At 50.9% G+C, this 14027-nt stretch carries 11 protein-coding genes and 1 pseudogene; 10 read left to right on the top strand and 2 right to left on the bottom strand.

Translation table 11 applies throughout. The features are described from left to right. Positions 1-16: 16 nt before the first annotated feature. Positions 17-884 (bottom strand): IS5 family transposase gene (locus K3T82_RS21900; RefSeq protein ID WP_220195679.1). Its coding sequence is split into 2 segments (ribosomal slippage): positions 17-481 and positions 483-884, totalling 867 coding nucleotides; the frame shifts between segments, so codons are not numbered across the junction. A 284-nt stretch (positions 885-1168) separates the two neighbouring features. Between K3T82_RS21900 and K3T82_RS21895 the strand changes: the two genes are divergently transcribed. From K3T82_RS21895 to K3T82_RS21870, 5 genes and pseudogenes are all read left to right on the top strand, one after another. Further along, positions 1169-1579, top strand: a complete 411-nt coding sequence (locus K3T82_RS21895) for an acyl-CoA thioesterase (protein ID WP_220195678.1) — start codon at positions 1169-1171, stop codon at positions 1577-1579. Between the two features lie 66 nt (positions 1580-1645). Beyond that, positions 1646-2227: a GNAT family N-acetyltransferase gene (locus K3T82_RS21890; protein ID WP_220195677.1), complete on the top strand. Its 582-nt coding sequence runs from the start codon at positions 1646-1648 to the stop codon at positions 2225-2227. A gap of 175 nt (positions 2228-2402) precedes the next feature. Beyond that, on the top strand, positions 2403-3029 hold the full coding sequence (locus K3T82_RS21885) for a TetR/AcrR family transcriptional regulator (protein WP_220195676.1): 627 nt from the start codon (positions 2403-2405) through the stop codon (positions 3027-3029). Positions 3030-3447: 418 nt separating this feature from the next. Beyond that, positions 3448-4187: pseudogene (locus K3T82_RS49970) on the top strand (alpha/beta fold hydrolase); the annotation flags it as partial. A 14-nt stretch (positions 4188-4201) separates the two neighbouring features. Then, positions 4202-4672 carry a DUF3995 domain-containing protein gene (locus K3T82_RS21870; protein ID WP_220195673.1) on the top strand — a complete coding sequence of 157 codons (471 nt, stop codon included), beginning with the start codon at positions 4202-4204 and terminating at the stop codon, positions 4670-4672. Between the two features lie 87 nt (positions 4673-4759). Here K3T82_RS21870 and K3T82_RS21865 read toward each other — a convergent pair whose 3' ends face one another. Beyond that, positions 4760-5635 (bottom strand): metallophosphoesterase, encoded by an 876-nt coding sequence (locus tag K3T82_RS21865; protein ID WP_220195672.1) that lies wholly within the window; start codon positions 5633-5635, stop codon positions 4760-4762. Positions 5636-6227: 592 nt separating this feature from the next. On the opposite strand from K3T82_RS21865, the gene ileS reads away from it, so the two are divergent. The 5 genes from ileS (at position 6228) to K3T82_RS21840 (ending at position 13913) form a co-directional block, all read left to right on the top strand. Continuing rightward, positions 6228-9437, top strand: a complete 3210-nt coding sequence (gene ileS, locus K3T82_RS21860) for an isoleucine--tRNA ligase (RefSeq protein WP_220195671.1) — start codon at positions 6228-6230, stop codon at positions 9435-9437. Positions 9438-9742: 305 nt separating this feature from the next. Continuing rightward, the gene (locus tag K3T82_RS21855; protein WP_220195670.1) at positions 9743-10954 is read left to right on the top strand and encodes an efflux RND transporter periplasmic adaptor subunit; all 1212 of its coding nucleotides are present in this window, start codon (positions 9743-9745) and stop codon (positions 10952-10954) included. Continuing rightward, positions 10951-11724, top strand: a complete 774-nt coding sequence (locus K3T82_RS21850; RefSeq protein ID WP_236031445.1) for an ABC transporter ATP-binding protein — start codon at positions 10951-10953, stop codon at positions 11722-11724. The genes K3T82_RS21855 and K3T82_RS21850 overlap by 4 nt, the downstream gene beginning before the upstream one ends. Beyond that, positions 11721-13016 carry an ABC transporter permease gene (locus K3T82_RS21845; protein ID WP_220195669.1) on the top strand — a complete coding sequence of 432 codons (1296 nt, stop codon included), beginning with the start codon at positions 11721-11723 and terminating at the stop codon, positions 13014-13016. The genes K3T82_RS21850 and K3T82_RS21845 overlap by 4 nt, the downstream gene beginning before the upstream one ends. A gap of 111 nt (positions 13017-13127) precedes the next feature. After that, positions 13128-13913 (top strand): hypothetical protein, encoded by a 786-nt coding sequence (locus tag K3T82_RS21840; RefSeq protein WP_220195668.1) that lies wholly within the window; start codon positions 13128-13130, stop codon positions 13911-13913. Positions 13914-14027: the final 114 nt, after the last annotated feature.

Below are 14027 nucleotides of genomic sequence, written 5' to 3'. Positions count from 1 at the left end.
TGAGAAAGTGTCTAAACTAGATTGAGAAGGGCCGAAAAGGAGTTAACCGCTTGAGAAAGAGCTGAATGGAAGCGATTTGGATGAATGCCTCACTGCTCTGGGGCAAGCCTTCATAATCGCGAGCCAACCGTCGGAAACGAATGAACCACCCAAAAGTGCGCTCGATCTTCCAGCGATGACGTTGGACCTGAAAGCCGCCTTTTGGCTTGGGCAAACGAACGGGTTCACCATTGATGAGCACCCAGGGATCTTCCTGGTCCGCTTTCGGCACGATTTCGGTTTCCCATCCCAAGGTGGCTTTGATCCAGTCAATGAGCGGGCCAGTGTAGGCACTATCAGCGAAGAGATGACATAGGCGAGGAAATCGATCTGTCAGTTCCTGCAAGAGCAAGGGTGCTCCCAGCCGATCCATCAGGCGAGCTGTATGGACCTTGACTGCTAAAAGAAGCCCCTGGGTATCAACCAGGATGTGCCGTTTGCGTCCGTAGGTTTTTTTTCCCAGCATCAAAGCCACGGTCGATGCCTCGCACAGGGCTGGTTTTGATGGATTGGCTATCAATGATAGCTGCGCTTGGTTCGGGATCACGCCCCATGTGGGTGCGCACATCTCGACGCAAGCTGCTCATCGCCCGCTCCCAGGTGCCATCCAGGCTCCAGCGACGGAAATAATGGTACACCGTCTTCCCATTGGGCAGATCATGGGGCATTTGTCGCCACGAACAGCCGGTTCGCAGGACATAGAGAATGCCATTGATGATCTCTCGACGCTCAACCCGTTCTCGCGGACTCCACTGCGTTTGAGGAGGCAGCAATGGTTCTAAGCGGTCCCACTGCTCATCTGTCAGGTCGGAGGGATAGGCTTTGCGCTTCTGGTGATCGCTCATCTGATCAGTTCCTTTCTTTGGCTCTCGCGGTCTCCTTTCTTTCAGTCTAGCACGACCTTGTTTAGTTCAGACACTTTCTGAAGGATGGAGGGTTATGCCTTGTAGCATAGCATATGAGACTCTCTCATATCCGCCTGATGCAAAGCGAATAGTGTGAAACTATGGAGGTATAATTGCGATTTGAAGTGATAGGAGGACATTGAAGCGCGAAATGTGCTACGATGGAGGCGTATAGTGTCAATTGCGTTCGGTGCGAGCACCAGCGCTAGAAGTGAGAGTAAGCCATGCCGCGAGCAAGTGTACAGATTCGTGTTCCATTCCCCGATGTCGATAGTTCAGGGCGTATCCATTTCACGGCCATGTTGCGCTATATGGAAGTTGTCGAGCACGAACTGATGCGCTCTATCGGTTTCCCCTATGTTAAACCTCTGCCAGGGGTGGTCTTTCCGCGCGTACATGTCAGTTGTGACTTTCGTGGCGCAATTCGCTATGACGATCTGTTACGTGTGGAGGCGCGTGTAGCCCGCGTTGGCGGCAGTTCGTGGAGCCTTACCTTTACAGCCCGCGCATGGCAAGATGACAATGAGGGAGCGCCCCTCGCAGAAGGCGAGATGACGATTGTTGCGATGGACCCTGAGACTGAGCGTGCTCGCCCCCTACCTTCTGATTTGCGTGATGCCCTGGCATCCGAGTAGTAGAAAATTACACAGCGTTTAGAAGCTTCTTTCATTATATTTTCTATTTTCTCAAGGATGTGATACGTGATAGAAAAATTGGAGCTCGTGAAACCTGGCCCTGAGCATGGGTCTGCGTATCTGGCGATGGTAGATGAGCACCTGACATATGGTGAGGAGTACAATTATAACAACATTGAATTGGCTCGCACTAACTTTGCTGCCTTCGTACGTGAACTTGAGGAGGAGGCACAAGGCATAGGCCTACCTCCAGGCTTTCCCGCGCAACAGACATATCTATTGCTCAAGGATGGAGAGGTGGTGATCGGCGAGATTCGCTTTCGACCTCACTTGGAACCACCTTATGAGCGCTTCAATGGGCATTCAGGCTACAATGTTCGCCCCTCTTATCGCGGCAAAGGTTATGGCACACGTCAGCTTGCTTTGCTTTTGGCGGAGACACGTAAATGGGACCTCCCCGGCATTTCATTCACTATCGAGGACGAGAATCCTGCCTCTGTGCGTATCATTGAGAAGAATGGTGGCAGGTTACTCTATGTCAAGAATAACCCTATTTTGGCATGTCTTGAGGAGGGGCAGGGCGAACTGGTTGTAAGAGATGTTGTTATGGAAGGTGTGCGCTGCTCGTTATATTGGATTGATTTGTAGTAGATACAGCACCTAACAGTCCCTCTTGTGAGACATGAGAGGCTTTATTTTTATCAGCGGACTGATACTAGTAAAGTCAAACCGGACGTTATGATGCCCTTGACTTTTTCTTGCTTAAGGTGCTATATTCGTTATACGCACAGCGAATGAAATACCCATAGTTAGAAAGCTGGTTATGAAAAAGCAAGGGACAACCAACCTGCGCGTGGAGGCTGCGGAGGCTAGTAAGAAGGCCATTTTAGACGCAGCCGAAGCCCTGTTTGCCGAGAAAGGCTATGATGCCACAAGTTTGCAGGAGATATGCGATTCGGCGGGGGTAACGCGTGGATTGCCGGGTTATTTCTTTGGCTCAAAGGATGGTCTCTATCGTGCGGTGTTGGAGCGGTCAATGGCTCGAGCTCAAGATTTGGTGACATATCTGAGGGAACAGATACAATCGAAAGAGGTTCGAGGTAAGGAACTACTGAAGATTATCATTGAGCTACTTTATGACGAATTTACCTCCCATCCAACTTTTATTCATATTACCGAATGGGAAGCCCTGCATAAGGGCCGCTACCTGGGTAATCTACCAGCCCAGCTTCAGGTATTACGCGATGGGCTGCAGGTCTTGCAAGAGGATACCTCTTTACGCATTGATGCTGAGCAGTTTCTTATCGATTTCTTCTCTCTCTGCTGGTTTCCTGTCGTACATACGTATACCTTCCTTAAGCCATTGGGTATCAATATCCAGGATCCAGAGTTCAAAATTCGCCATAAGCACCACGTTGTTCAGCTCTTACTAAGAAGCAGCCAAATCTAGATCCAGTCGCATTATCACGTTTTCGTTATAGATTGTCAGAGAAATAATTCGCTGTGTGTTCAGCGAAGAAATTAACATTGCGCTAAACGCATCTCATGGCACTTGATAAAGGCGGTAAGTGCCATGTCAATTTAATTCGCTATATGTTTAGCGAATTATAGGAGGGCTACTTATGAAGTACTTCTGGTCAAGACACGTATGGTTACGTAGAAGTGCTTATGGGCTTGTAGTATTGCTTACCATCATGTGTGTAGCACTACTGTATATAGCTTATGTTTACATGCCTCCGGAGAATCGGGAGCATAAATCGGCCTATCTGACCTTGCTTGAAGAGAAGCATCTTGATGGCTATATTGATGCAGGTAACTTCAGATTGCACTATTTGCGCCAGGGGGAGGGAGAGCCTGTAATACTGTTGCCGGGCGGGGGAGCCTGGATGTACGACATGCGTGGGATAGTTGATGCGCTTGCTCCTCATTATGCGGTTTATGCTATCGATTCGCCAGGGGATGGTTATACCACACCGTTAACGAAGAATCCAGACTATAACAGCATCTATACCCTGGATTCGATCAACCAATCCTTATTAGCATTCATGAATGCGCAGCACATTTCGCGTGCAACGATTATCGGCAATTCCTGGGGAGGGGCTATGGCCTCTATTTCGCAGAGACACATCCTGAGCGAGTGCATAAGTATGTTTCGCTAGATGGTACCGGGCTGAATCTCCCTGATAACTGGATGTGGGAAGCAACGAAATGGCCTGTGTTGGGTGAAGCCGAAATGAAGTTAACAGCGACACCAGATTTCATCAGGCAGACGCTGGAAGAACTTTACGCACCCAGGAAGGTTACAGACGACATGGTGCAAGAATATTCAATTCCTTATGCCTTTCCCTGCAACCTTACTTCTCAGTGGGTGTTGGAGCGCAACCTTCACTGGAGCGACACTGAGGACCTCTTGCCACGCTTGAAAGCTCCAACTTTAATTATCTGGGGTAAACAGGACACCGTACTCGACCCAGCACTCTATATTCCGCGCTGGCGTAAACTGGCCCCAAAAGCGACTATCGTGGAAGTCGAGCATGCAAGCCACGTTGTCCATGCTTCCCAGCCTGAGCGCGTCAACCAGCTCCTACTAGAATTTCTTGCTCAATAGAAAGTATATGCATTATGAACAAACGCACGAAGCGTGTCGCAGGAATTCTCATCGCGGCGGCGCTGATTACTGATGGTTTTACTCACTTGTACTGGGCAACAGGCAATGTCTGGCCCGCTCATAATGACAGATCGCTCTCTCTGGCAGTCCTGAATATGGTAGTTTCATTTGGGCCACTTGTAACGCTTCCGCTGGCTATGCTACTCTTCGCTGGGGCGGCGATTGCGCTGGCAAGAATTGACTGTCTTGGGAGAGTAGGAGAGCTCATTCCTGAATGGGTATTGCAAATGGGTACCCTGGCTATGGCTGTCGGGTTGTTGCTCCGCGGGTTGGCGGGCATCGTCTGGATTTTGGGTATTGGTGCCGATACTAGCACTACTTTCTACTGGCTCAATCTGCTTGCCTATACTCCCGCGTGCCTTGCGCTTGCAGTTGCGGCTGCTCTATTGGCATTTCCTGCTCGCTGGCAAAAGGCTCTAGCATGAAGTTGTAGCCGTTGTCATAACCGATCGTGTGAAGCGTGCCTAATTCTGGCAATATAAATAGGTTCCTGTCACAATCGCGGCAGGAACCTATTTGACCTGTTTCATGCGAGCCTTCTGGTGCTTATGCTTGTGCGAGGTATTGTAGGTGTGTTGGACCTGGAAAAGTTTGCGATCTGGGAGACGGATGGCGGTAAGCATGCCTCCACGACACGCCCTGGTATCGACACATATCAGATTGGGTTTAATGAGAGGATCAATGAGGCCCCAATGCCCGCATACAATGGGTTTTCCCCAATCATATTCACTCTCAAGGAAGCCTTCCACACCCCACATCTTTTCTTTATCAGATGTACTTGCATAGGGGTGACCTGGAAGCGCGCCCGCATGGGCATAGTAGGCATACTTGTCTTCGTAATCGATGCGCGTCTCTTCCAGCCAGTCTCCTACTGCAAAAGGGATCTTTCCCTGATAGTGTCGCCAGAGGCGGCGTGCACTCTTGGATTTGGGAGCATGCGTAAATCTGGCCCCATCCCAGCATTCTAGCCACTTGTCTTCGTGATTTCCTCGCAGAAATATGCACGCAGGATGTTGCTGTTTCAGGTCGCGTAGGGCATAGATTGTGCCGACAGAGTCCTCGCCGCGATTTAGACAATCTCCCAGGAATACTAGTGTGTCCTCTTCACGCAGCGGCAATATCTCGAATAAACGCCGAAGTAGTGTAACCTCGCCGTGAATATCCCCAATCGCATAGGTCATCCCCTGCCTGGATGGCGGAGCATTCTCAACCATAACGGGAGGTGGTAAGATGACCTGTTCGATCTCCATTGGTGGTGCTATCTGCTTATTTTCAGATTGAGGCGTGAGCTGTTTTGCTTCCGGCAATGGCGTTGTGATCGATTCAGGAGCCGTGAACGCGAATAGGTTGTGGAAAAGCTTCTTCAGCTTGTAGTAAATCTGCTTCATGCCAGAATAGCATACCAGATCACCACGCTTATAGGCAATTAACTCGCTTGCTTGCTAATCAAAGGTACCTCGCTCATCCATTTAAGTGAGTTGAGATATCGGGGAAGGCCCTTTTGCGAACTGGATGCTTATGCTATAATACGAGATGACTGAATTTATTGAAAAGTGTTGAGGGAGACGAGTACGCGCGGCTTGCCCGGATACAGAGAAAGCACGGTTGGTGAAAGTGCTCATTGGACACGCACGGAAGATCACTCCTGAACTGAACGCTGAACGTCATGTGGATAAAGTTGCGCTTCCCTGACAAGTAAGTGGACCGGTCTTGCCCTCCGTTAGCGGGGCAGAGATGTGATGGCATCTCACTGAGAGGATACATCATGCCCTAATCTGGGTAGGATGTGTCAAAGAGGGTGGTACCGCGAAGCTTATAAGAACTTATGCGAACTCCAACGGCGCAAGTGCGCTCAGGGGTTGAATTGAGAAGTAGCCTCGCCCCTATTGGGGGCAGGCTGTTTTTTTATGCACTTTTTCCCAATTATCTAACACGTATATATTAATTTAGCAATGATGGCGATGGGAGCTTAATTCAGGCATGTTTAAAGAGATTGATACAAAGCAATCATTTCCTGCGCTAGAGCAAGATGTTGAGCGTTGGTGGCAGGAACATGACGTAGTACAAAAGGTGCTTGCGCATGGCGACCGGAGTAAGCCGTTTGTCTTCTTTGAGGGTCCACCAACCGCCAATGGTCGCCCTGGTGTACATCACATCGAATCGCGTACCAGTAAGGACGTCGTGATTCGCTATCGACGTATGCGTGGTCAATATATCCTTGGCGCGCGTGGTGGCTGGGATACGCATGGTCTGCCAGTGGAATTGGAGGTAGAGAAGGCACTAGGATTCTCCGGCAAACCAGACATCGAGAAATACGGTATCGCCGAATTTAACAAAGCCTGTAAGGAGAGCGTCTGGAACTATGTCCAGGAATGGGAACGGCTAACAGACCGTATCGCGTACTGGATTGATCTTAAAGATCCCTATATCACGTATACCAATGAATATATCGAGTCATTGTGGTGGATTCTCAAGAACTTCTGGGATCGTGGTCTGCTCTTCCGCGACTACAAGGTAACTATGCACTGTCCGCGCTGTGGTACCTCGCTCTCTGACCATGAGGTGTCGCAAGGCTTTGAGGACAATGTGGACGACCCTTCTGTGTGGGTTCGCTTCCGCTTGCGAGCGAGCAAGCATGAACTTGATGAGCAATTGGTTGGTGCGTCCCTGCTCGTCTGGACTACCACACCCTGGACGCTTCCCGCTAATGTGGCTGTCGCAGTTAAGCCGGATGCTGATTACGTATTGGTGGAGTATAACGGAGAACGTCTGGTGCTGGTTGGAGCCCTGGCGGAAAGAGTGTTGGGTGACGGGAACTATACGGTTGTAGCGACCTTCAAGGGGAGCCAGTTGCGCGATATGCGCTATGAAAACCTTTTCACCGGCGTTGTGGGCGCGGGCCAGTCAGTTGATTTGGACAACACCTATCGCGTTATCGCTGATGACTATGTGTCGCTGGAAGATGGCTCAGGTTTAGTGCATATCGCGCCAGCTTACGGCGACCTGGAGATTGGGCGTGCGCATGGCCTGCCAACTCTCTTCTCGGTTGATCTGGCGGGTAAGACTTTCTCTGCCTTTGATGAACTTGGCTTTGGTGGACTCTTCTTTAAAGAGGCGGATCCGCTAATCACACGTAATCTTAAACAGCGTGGATTGCTCTTCAAGGGTGAGCGCGTGCGCCACAGCTATCCTTTCTGCTGGCGCTGTCATACGCCTCTGCTTTACTATGCTAAGCCCTCATGGTATGTGCGTACAACACAGTTCCGCGAACAATTACTGAACAACAATGAGCAAATCAACTGGGTACCGGAGCATATCAAGCATGGGCGCTTTGGTAACTGGCTGGAGAACAATGTCGATTGGGCTTTGAGCCGTGAGCGATACTGGGGAACACCACTCCCAATCTGGATCTGTGATAAGTGCGAGGAGTCGGATGTCGTGGGCTCCGTTGCGGAACTTTCGCAGAAGGCCGGACGAGATCTGAAAGAGCTTGACCTCCACCGTCCTTATGTTGATGACGTGACCTGGATCTGCTCTTGTGGTGGAACCTATCATCGCGTACCCGATGTCGCCGACTGCTGGTTCGACTCCGGTTCGATGCCTGTAGCTCAGTGGCACTATCCCTTTGAGAATCAGGACATCTTCGAACAGGCGGGTCAGGCCGATTACATCTCTGAGGCAATCGATCAGACGCGTGGTTGGTTCTATACTCTCCACGCCATCTCGACTTTGCTCTTTGACCGTCCAGCATACAAGAACGTCATCTGCCTCGGCCATATTCTGGATGCGAAAGGCGAGAAGATGTCGAAATCGCGCGGTAACGTTGTCAATCCCTGGGAGCTACTGGAAGCGTATGGAGCTGACTCGGCCCGTTGGTTTATGTGTGCTTCTGCCCCACCATATAACGCGCGCAATTTCTCGTTCGATTATGTGAGTGAGATGCAGCGCCAGTTCTTGCTGACGCTCTGGAATACCTATGCCTTCTTTGTTACTTATGCTAACATTGATGGCTGGCAAGCTCCCACTACGGATGATCCCTTCGCGGATGTCGAGCTGCAATTGATCGACCGCTGGATTCTTGCTCGCTTAAATGGCCTGATCGGCGATGTCACGGAGGCGCTTGAAGGCTATGATATTCATGGTCCGACGCGCGAGCTGGTTCGCTTCATCGAAGATCTCTCCAACTGGTACGTCCGACGTAACCGCCGTCGCTTCTGGAAAGCTGAGAGTGACCAGGATAAGCATGCTGCTTATCTCACACTCTATACCTGTCTGGTGACTGTGGCAAAGCTCATGGCTCCATTCACACCCTATATCAGCGAGTCATTGTACCAGAATCTGGTGCTCAGCCATGATGCCAGTGCCCCTGAAAGCGTGCACATGACTACCTGGCCTGTTGTCGATGTTTCGCGCCTGGATAGCCAACTTGTTGCTGATATGGCCTTGCTCCTGGAAACAGTTAACCTTGGTCGCTCGGCTCGCCAGACCTCGGCTTTGCGTATCCGTCAGCCTTTGAGCGAGCTACTTATTCGCCTGACGCGTAACAACGCCAGCGCGGACGGTCTGCGCCGCTTCGAGAGTGAACTGCGTGAAGAACTAAACATCAAGAGCATCCGTTTTCTGGGCGTCGAGGATGGTCTGGTTGAATACTACTTCAAGCCTAATCTTCCTGTGCTTGGTAAAAAGCATGGACGCATGATCCCGGCGATCCGTACCGCCCTTAGCGCGCTTACAGGTGAGGCCGCAACACAGGCTGCGCACGCGCTTGAGAGTGGACGAACGCTCGCGCTTGAGATCAACGGGCAGCCACTCCAACTAGAAGCGAATGACATTCTGGTATCGGCGACCTCACCCAAGGGTTATGCCGTGGCAGAAGGTGATGGCCTGATTGTGGCTCTCAACACGACCATTACTCCTGAATTAGCTCAAGAGGGTATGGCGCGCGATCTGGTACGCTTGATTCAGGACGCGCGCAAGTCCGCAGGTTTTACGATCACAGATCGTATCACTGTACTCCTGAAGCCAGAGGACCGGTTTAACCTGCAAGCCGTTCTTGACGCACACGGCACTATCATTAGTGCCGAGACACTGGCGAACTCGCTCAATCTCGGCGAGGGTCGGGATGGTTTCTATACCACGCAGGCTGAGCTTGAAGGTGGTAACGTCATCATTGCTCTCCAGCGACAATAAGGTCTTATGCGAAACCCAACCCTCATTCGAGGGCACGGCGCTGCTGGTTGTGGCTAGCGCGCACTCCCTGCACGAACCCGAGCATGTCCATAGAGAAGCGAAAGGGGCCAGTCATGATGACTGGCCCCTTTCGCTTCTCTATGGACATGCTCGGTACTCTGACTATTCACCATCAGATTTTACGTTTTCCGAACAATTTCTTGAGCTTTATATTGAATATATTTGGTAGAGTTACATCAGAACACATCGACATTGACTAATTTGTATTGATAGAAAACTATTTTGTGTTTGCCTGGAGAAGATCTATGTCTGACAGTGTAGAGACACAACCACAGCCCCTTATCAGTGATGAACTCTCTGACGCGCCAGTTCCTCCAAAGGCGCGTAAACCGCGACGCCGTACTCGTAGAACCTGGCTCATCGTTCTGAGCATCATCGTACTCATTGTTCTTCTAGGTGGTGGCTTCCTCTACTGGCGAGCCTCACGCAACTCCTTACCAAGTTTTACTCAGGCACAGGTAACAACTGGAACCCTGAGTACGCAGGTTTCGGCAACAGGTCCTATTGCCGCCAATGCCGAATATGATCTGAATTTTCCCGCCTCAGGACAGCTTGCGAGCATTTCTGTGAAGATTGGTGATAAGGTGACGAGCGGAGAAACCCTCGCAACCTTGAACGTAACCAACACTCAGAACCATACAAGTACATTGACACTTACTGCGCCAGGGGATGCTACAGTCGCGGCTGTACGCGGTGTTGTTGGCGAGAACCTTAGCTCTGGTGGGAATGCGACAAGCAGCGCGTTTATTGTGCTAACAGATACCAGCAAACTGCGGGTTACCGCCTCCGTCAACGAGACGGATATCAATAATGTCAAGCAGGGACAGCAGGCCACCTTTACAGTTGCGGCCTATACTTCACAGATTTTTAAAGCGACTGTTGGTAGCATTGAAACCGTAGGTCAGAGCTCTTCTGGCGTTGTGAGCTATGCCGTCAACCTGGATGTGGATATGACCTCGCTCAATAGCGCGCACCTCTATCCTGGCATGACAGCGACCCTCAACATTATCACGCAACAGAAGGCGGGAGTTTTGATGGTCCCAAATTCCGCGCTGACCTATTCGACAACCGCGATCAGTAACGGTTTAGTTGATCGCTCTACCCTGCGCGGACTGATTGGGAATCGCCAATCGGGTGAGGCGGGCTCACAGAATAGCAGTACGGGCGAGAAGCGTGGAATGGTACTAGAATTGCAGAACGGTAAACTAACCCCAGTGCTCATTACCACAGGCATCACAAATGGACAGTATACTGAGGTGCTCTCGGGCTTGCAGGATGGTGATGTAGTTGTAACGGGTCAGATTGGTGGTAACTCTTCTACTACAGCCTCTTCACAAGGAGGCAATGGTCTCTTCAATCGTGGCGGTTTGGGAGGAGGAAACGGCGGCTTTGGTGGGGGAAATGGTGGTTTTGGCGGAGGGAATAGAGGAGGGACCGGTCGTGGAGGTAACCAATGATGACGGATGAAAAGCCCGGCGATCAGGTGCCACTGCTAGAACTTCGGCACTTAAGCAAACAATATGTGATGGGCAACACAATTGTTCCGGCACTCCATGATGTCAGCCTTACAATAGCTCACGGTGAGTTTGTCGCCATTATGGGTCCCTCTGGTTCAGGTAAAACAACCTTTATGAATATCCTGGGGTGTCTGGATCGTCCCAGCGCAGGCAATTACCTGCTCGATGGTGTCTCTGTTAGCGAGATGACGACAAATGAACTGGCGAATGTGCGCAACCAGAAGCTAGGTTTTGTCTTCCAGAGCTTCAACCTCCTACGCTGGATGAGTGCTCGGGCCAATGTTGAGTTGCCACTGGTCTATGCTGGCATATCGCGAGAGGAGCGAGAGGAGCGCGCGGAATGGGCTCTCTCTCTCGTTGGGCTGGCGTCTCGCGCTCAACATCGACCAATGGAACTTTCAGGTGGGCAACAGCAGCGTGTCGCTATCGCGCGCGCGCTCGTTACCTCGCCAACGCTTATCCTGGCTGACGAACCAACTGGCAATCTGGATAGTCACACTAGCTTGGAGATCATGTTGATCCTGCAAAAGCTTAATGAGCGTGGTATGACAGTGGTATTGGTTACGCATGAGCCGGACATCGCGAGCTATTGTCGGCGTAGTGTTGTTTTTCGCGATGGTCAGATAGTCGCGGATACGCTCAATGCGCAGCCGTTGCTTGCTCAGGAACAACTAGCGCGTCTCAGTGAGCGGAAGGAGGTAGAGGCATGAGTGTCTCACAGGAACGGAGCAATAAGGTTGGACAGTCTCCACCGCTGATGCCGCCGTTAAAGGTGCCAAAACGTGGGCGAGACGGGTACGCGCTGCTTCAGAGCTGGACAAGCGCTTTGGAAGCCCTGCGCGCCAACAAGTTGCGTTCACTGCTCACTGCTCTGGGAATTATCATTGGTGTGGCGGCGGTCATTATGATGATCGCGATTAGCGAGAGTAGCGCTTCCGTCATTAATGGACGCCTCTCTTCGCTTAATCCCAATCTGCTCACCATTCGGTCTGGTAGTGCGACAACTTCGGGTGTCAGGCAGGGCGCGGGAACGCAACAGACACTTACTGAGGCCGATGCCAATGCCATTGCGACCCAGGTTGCCAATATTAGTGCTGTCAGCCCCGTCCTGACAAGTAATGGGCAGGTGGTTTTCCAGGGACAGAATTGGTCAACAAGCGTGCAGGGAGTGTATGCCAGCTATCAGCAAATAGGTAGCTGGACAGTGCAGGAGGGAAGCTTTTTTAGCGATAGCGAAGAGCAAGCTGGCGCGAGTGTTGCCGTCATCGGGCAAACGGTTGCCGATAACCTTTTTACACCACAGGGAATTGATCCTGTGGGACAACAAATACGCATTGGTAATGTCACCTTCACCGTCGTAGGTGTCCTGGCTTCCAAGGGCTCAAGTGGTCTGGGAAACTCGGATGACATCGTTTATGTTCCCTTCAAGACTGTAGAGACACGCCTGACAGGCAGTCAGCGCGCACTCGCTATCTCGGTCCTGGTGAGCGGAAATAACAACATGACGGCGGCCCAGAACGCGGTTCAGGAAATGCTGCAAGAGCGGCACGGTACCACCGATTTTACCATTCAGAACCAGTCCCAGATCCTGGAGACGGCACAAACAGCCACGCAGGCCTTGACCATCCTCTTGATTGGTGTTGCCGCAATCTCGCTTCTAGTGGGTGGCATTGGTATTATGAACATCATGCTCGTATCAGTAACCGAGCGTACGCGTGAGATTGGTATTCGTGTTGCTCTGGGAGCCTATCCACGCGATGTTATGTTACAGTTTCTCATCGAAGCCTTAACGTTGAGCGCTCTGGGAGGACTGGTGGGCATCATCATTGGTATTGTTGGTGGCTATATCGTCTCTCTCTTTCTGGCGGAACCATTTGTGCTCAATATTGGCGCCGTCCTGATCGCGTTTATCTTCTCGGCTGCTGTAGGCATCGTCTTTGGTTTTTATCCTGCTCGACGTGCCGCGCGCCTCGATCCTATCGTGGCTTTGCGTACCGAATAGCCTCAATTACGTTAGAAAAGGATTTTGACAGGCGAATACAACTCCGCCTGAGTGCTTGACTGTGGTATAATCGCGACCAAAAGGCGTTTCAATCGCCTGGGAGGTGAGAATATGTCGCAGTCAAGCGCTCTGGGACGTGTTGGCAAAATTGTTCGTATTGTGAAGATGCTTTCGGGTCCTATATGGTTACTCTTCTTGCTGGCCTTTGCTGCGCGTACCTGGCTATTACATGGTTCGCATGGCCCTGCCTCACTTGGTGCGTACCTTGGCTCGCTACTTCTTGTCGTGGTCATTGGAATAATAACATGGCTTGGTGCGCTGGGATTGGCAAAAATGGCAAGGCTCTCCAGGCGTGGTGAAGAGCGTTTCATGGTCATGTCCACCCTTGGTGCCCTACTACCTGCTCCGCCCCTGGCTGTGCGCGAGAGCATTGGCTGGCGCGGCCCCAATTCCTTACTCGCGCTTTCTCTACCACCAGCAGGTGGATATTCCTATATTGCCAGCCTTATTGTGCTGTTCATATCCTGCTTCGCGCTCCTGGTCGCTATTGGCGCGTGTATAAGCAATTTCTGGCTTAAGCAATTCATCATCACACATTTGCGCAGGTTGACTATATTTCCGCTTGTGTACTGCTTCATTACCTTCATAGTCGTTTTGGTAATAAACTCTCTATCTATTGTCCCTGACACACAACGTTATGTCGAAGTTCTTATGGGCATGGCGCTACCCTTCTTCCTCGCGGCCCTCTTTACTACTCCGTATATGCTCACTCAATGGTACGAGGAGCGTCAGGTGGCGCAAAGTGTGACTATAAGGATCGTGTTTCATATCGCGATGCTGATTCTGATTAGCCTCTACTTTTGTTCTCTGCTGATCTTCTATGTGCAAATGAGCTAAGCTGATCGGTCAAGCATATAACTCTTCTCTACCTGAAAGCGTATAATTTTTACGGTTATATAATCTACATTGAGATAACGTTGGAAGATGTGAAACATGATAAATGTGTGCGAT

This window comes from Ktedonospora formicarum (genome assembly GCF_016587355.1).
Classification (GTDB): domain Bacteria; phylum Chloroflexota; class Ktedonobacteria; order Ktedonobacterales; family Ktedonobacteraceae; genus Ktedonobacter; species Ktedonobacter formicarum.
Note: the sequence above shows the minus strand (reverse complement) of the source record. Positions and strands in the feature narration are given on the sequence as shown.

What these genes read in the sequence shown, in the direction of transcription:
- K3T82_RS21895 (WP_220195678.1), top strand. Translation starts at nt 1,169, where the DNA reads ATGCCGCGAGCAAGTGTACAGATTCGTGTTCCATTCCCCGATGTCGAT.
- K3T82_RS21885 (WP_220195676.1), top strand. Translation starts at nt 2,403, where the DNA reads ATGAAAAAGCAAGGGACAACCAACCTGCGCGTGGAGGCTGCGGAGGCT.
- K3T82_RS21870 (WP_220195673.1), top strand. Translation starts at nt 4,202, where the DNA reads ATGAACAAACGCACGAAGCGTGTCGCAGGAATTCTCATCGCGGCGGCG.
- K3T82_RS21865 (WP_220195672.1), bottom strand. Translation starts at nt 5,635, where the DNA reads ATGAAGCAGATTTACTACAAGCTGAAGAAGCTTTTCCACAACCTATTC.
- ileS (WP_220195671.1), top strand. Translation starts at nt 6,228, where the DNA reads ATGTTTAAAGAGATTGATACAAAGCAATCATTTCCTGCGCTAGAGCAA.
- K3T82_RS21855 (WP_220195670.1), top strand. Translation starts at nt 9,743, where the DNA reads ATGTCTGACAGTGTAGAGACACAACCACAGCCCCTTATCAGTGATGAA.
- K3T82_RS21850 (WP_236031445.1), top strand. Translation starts at nt 10,951, where the DNA reads ATGATGACGGATGAAAAGCCCGGCGATCAGGTGCCACTGCTAGAACTT.
- K3T82_RS21845 (WP_220195669.1), top strand. Translation starts at nt 11,721, where the DNA reads ATGAGTGTCTCACAGGAACGGAGCAATAAGGTTGGACAGTCTCCACCG.
- K3T82_RS21840 (WP_220195668.1), top strand. Translation starts at nt 13,128, where the DNA reads ATGTCGCAGTCAAGCGCTCTGGGACGTGTTGGCAAAATTGTTCGTATT.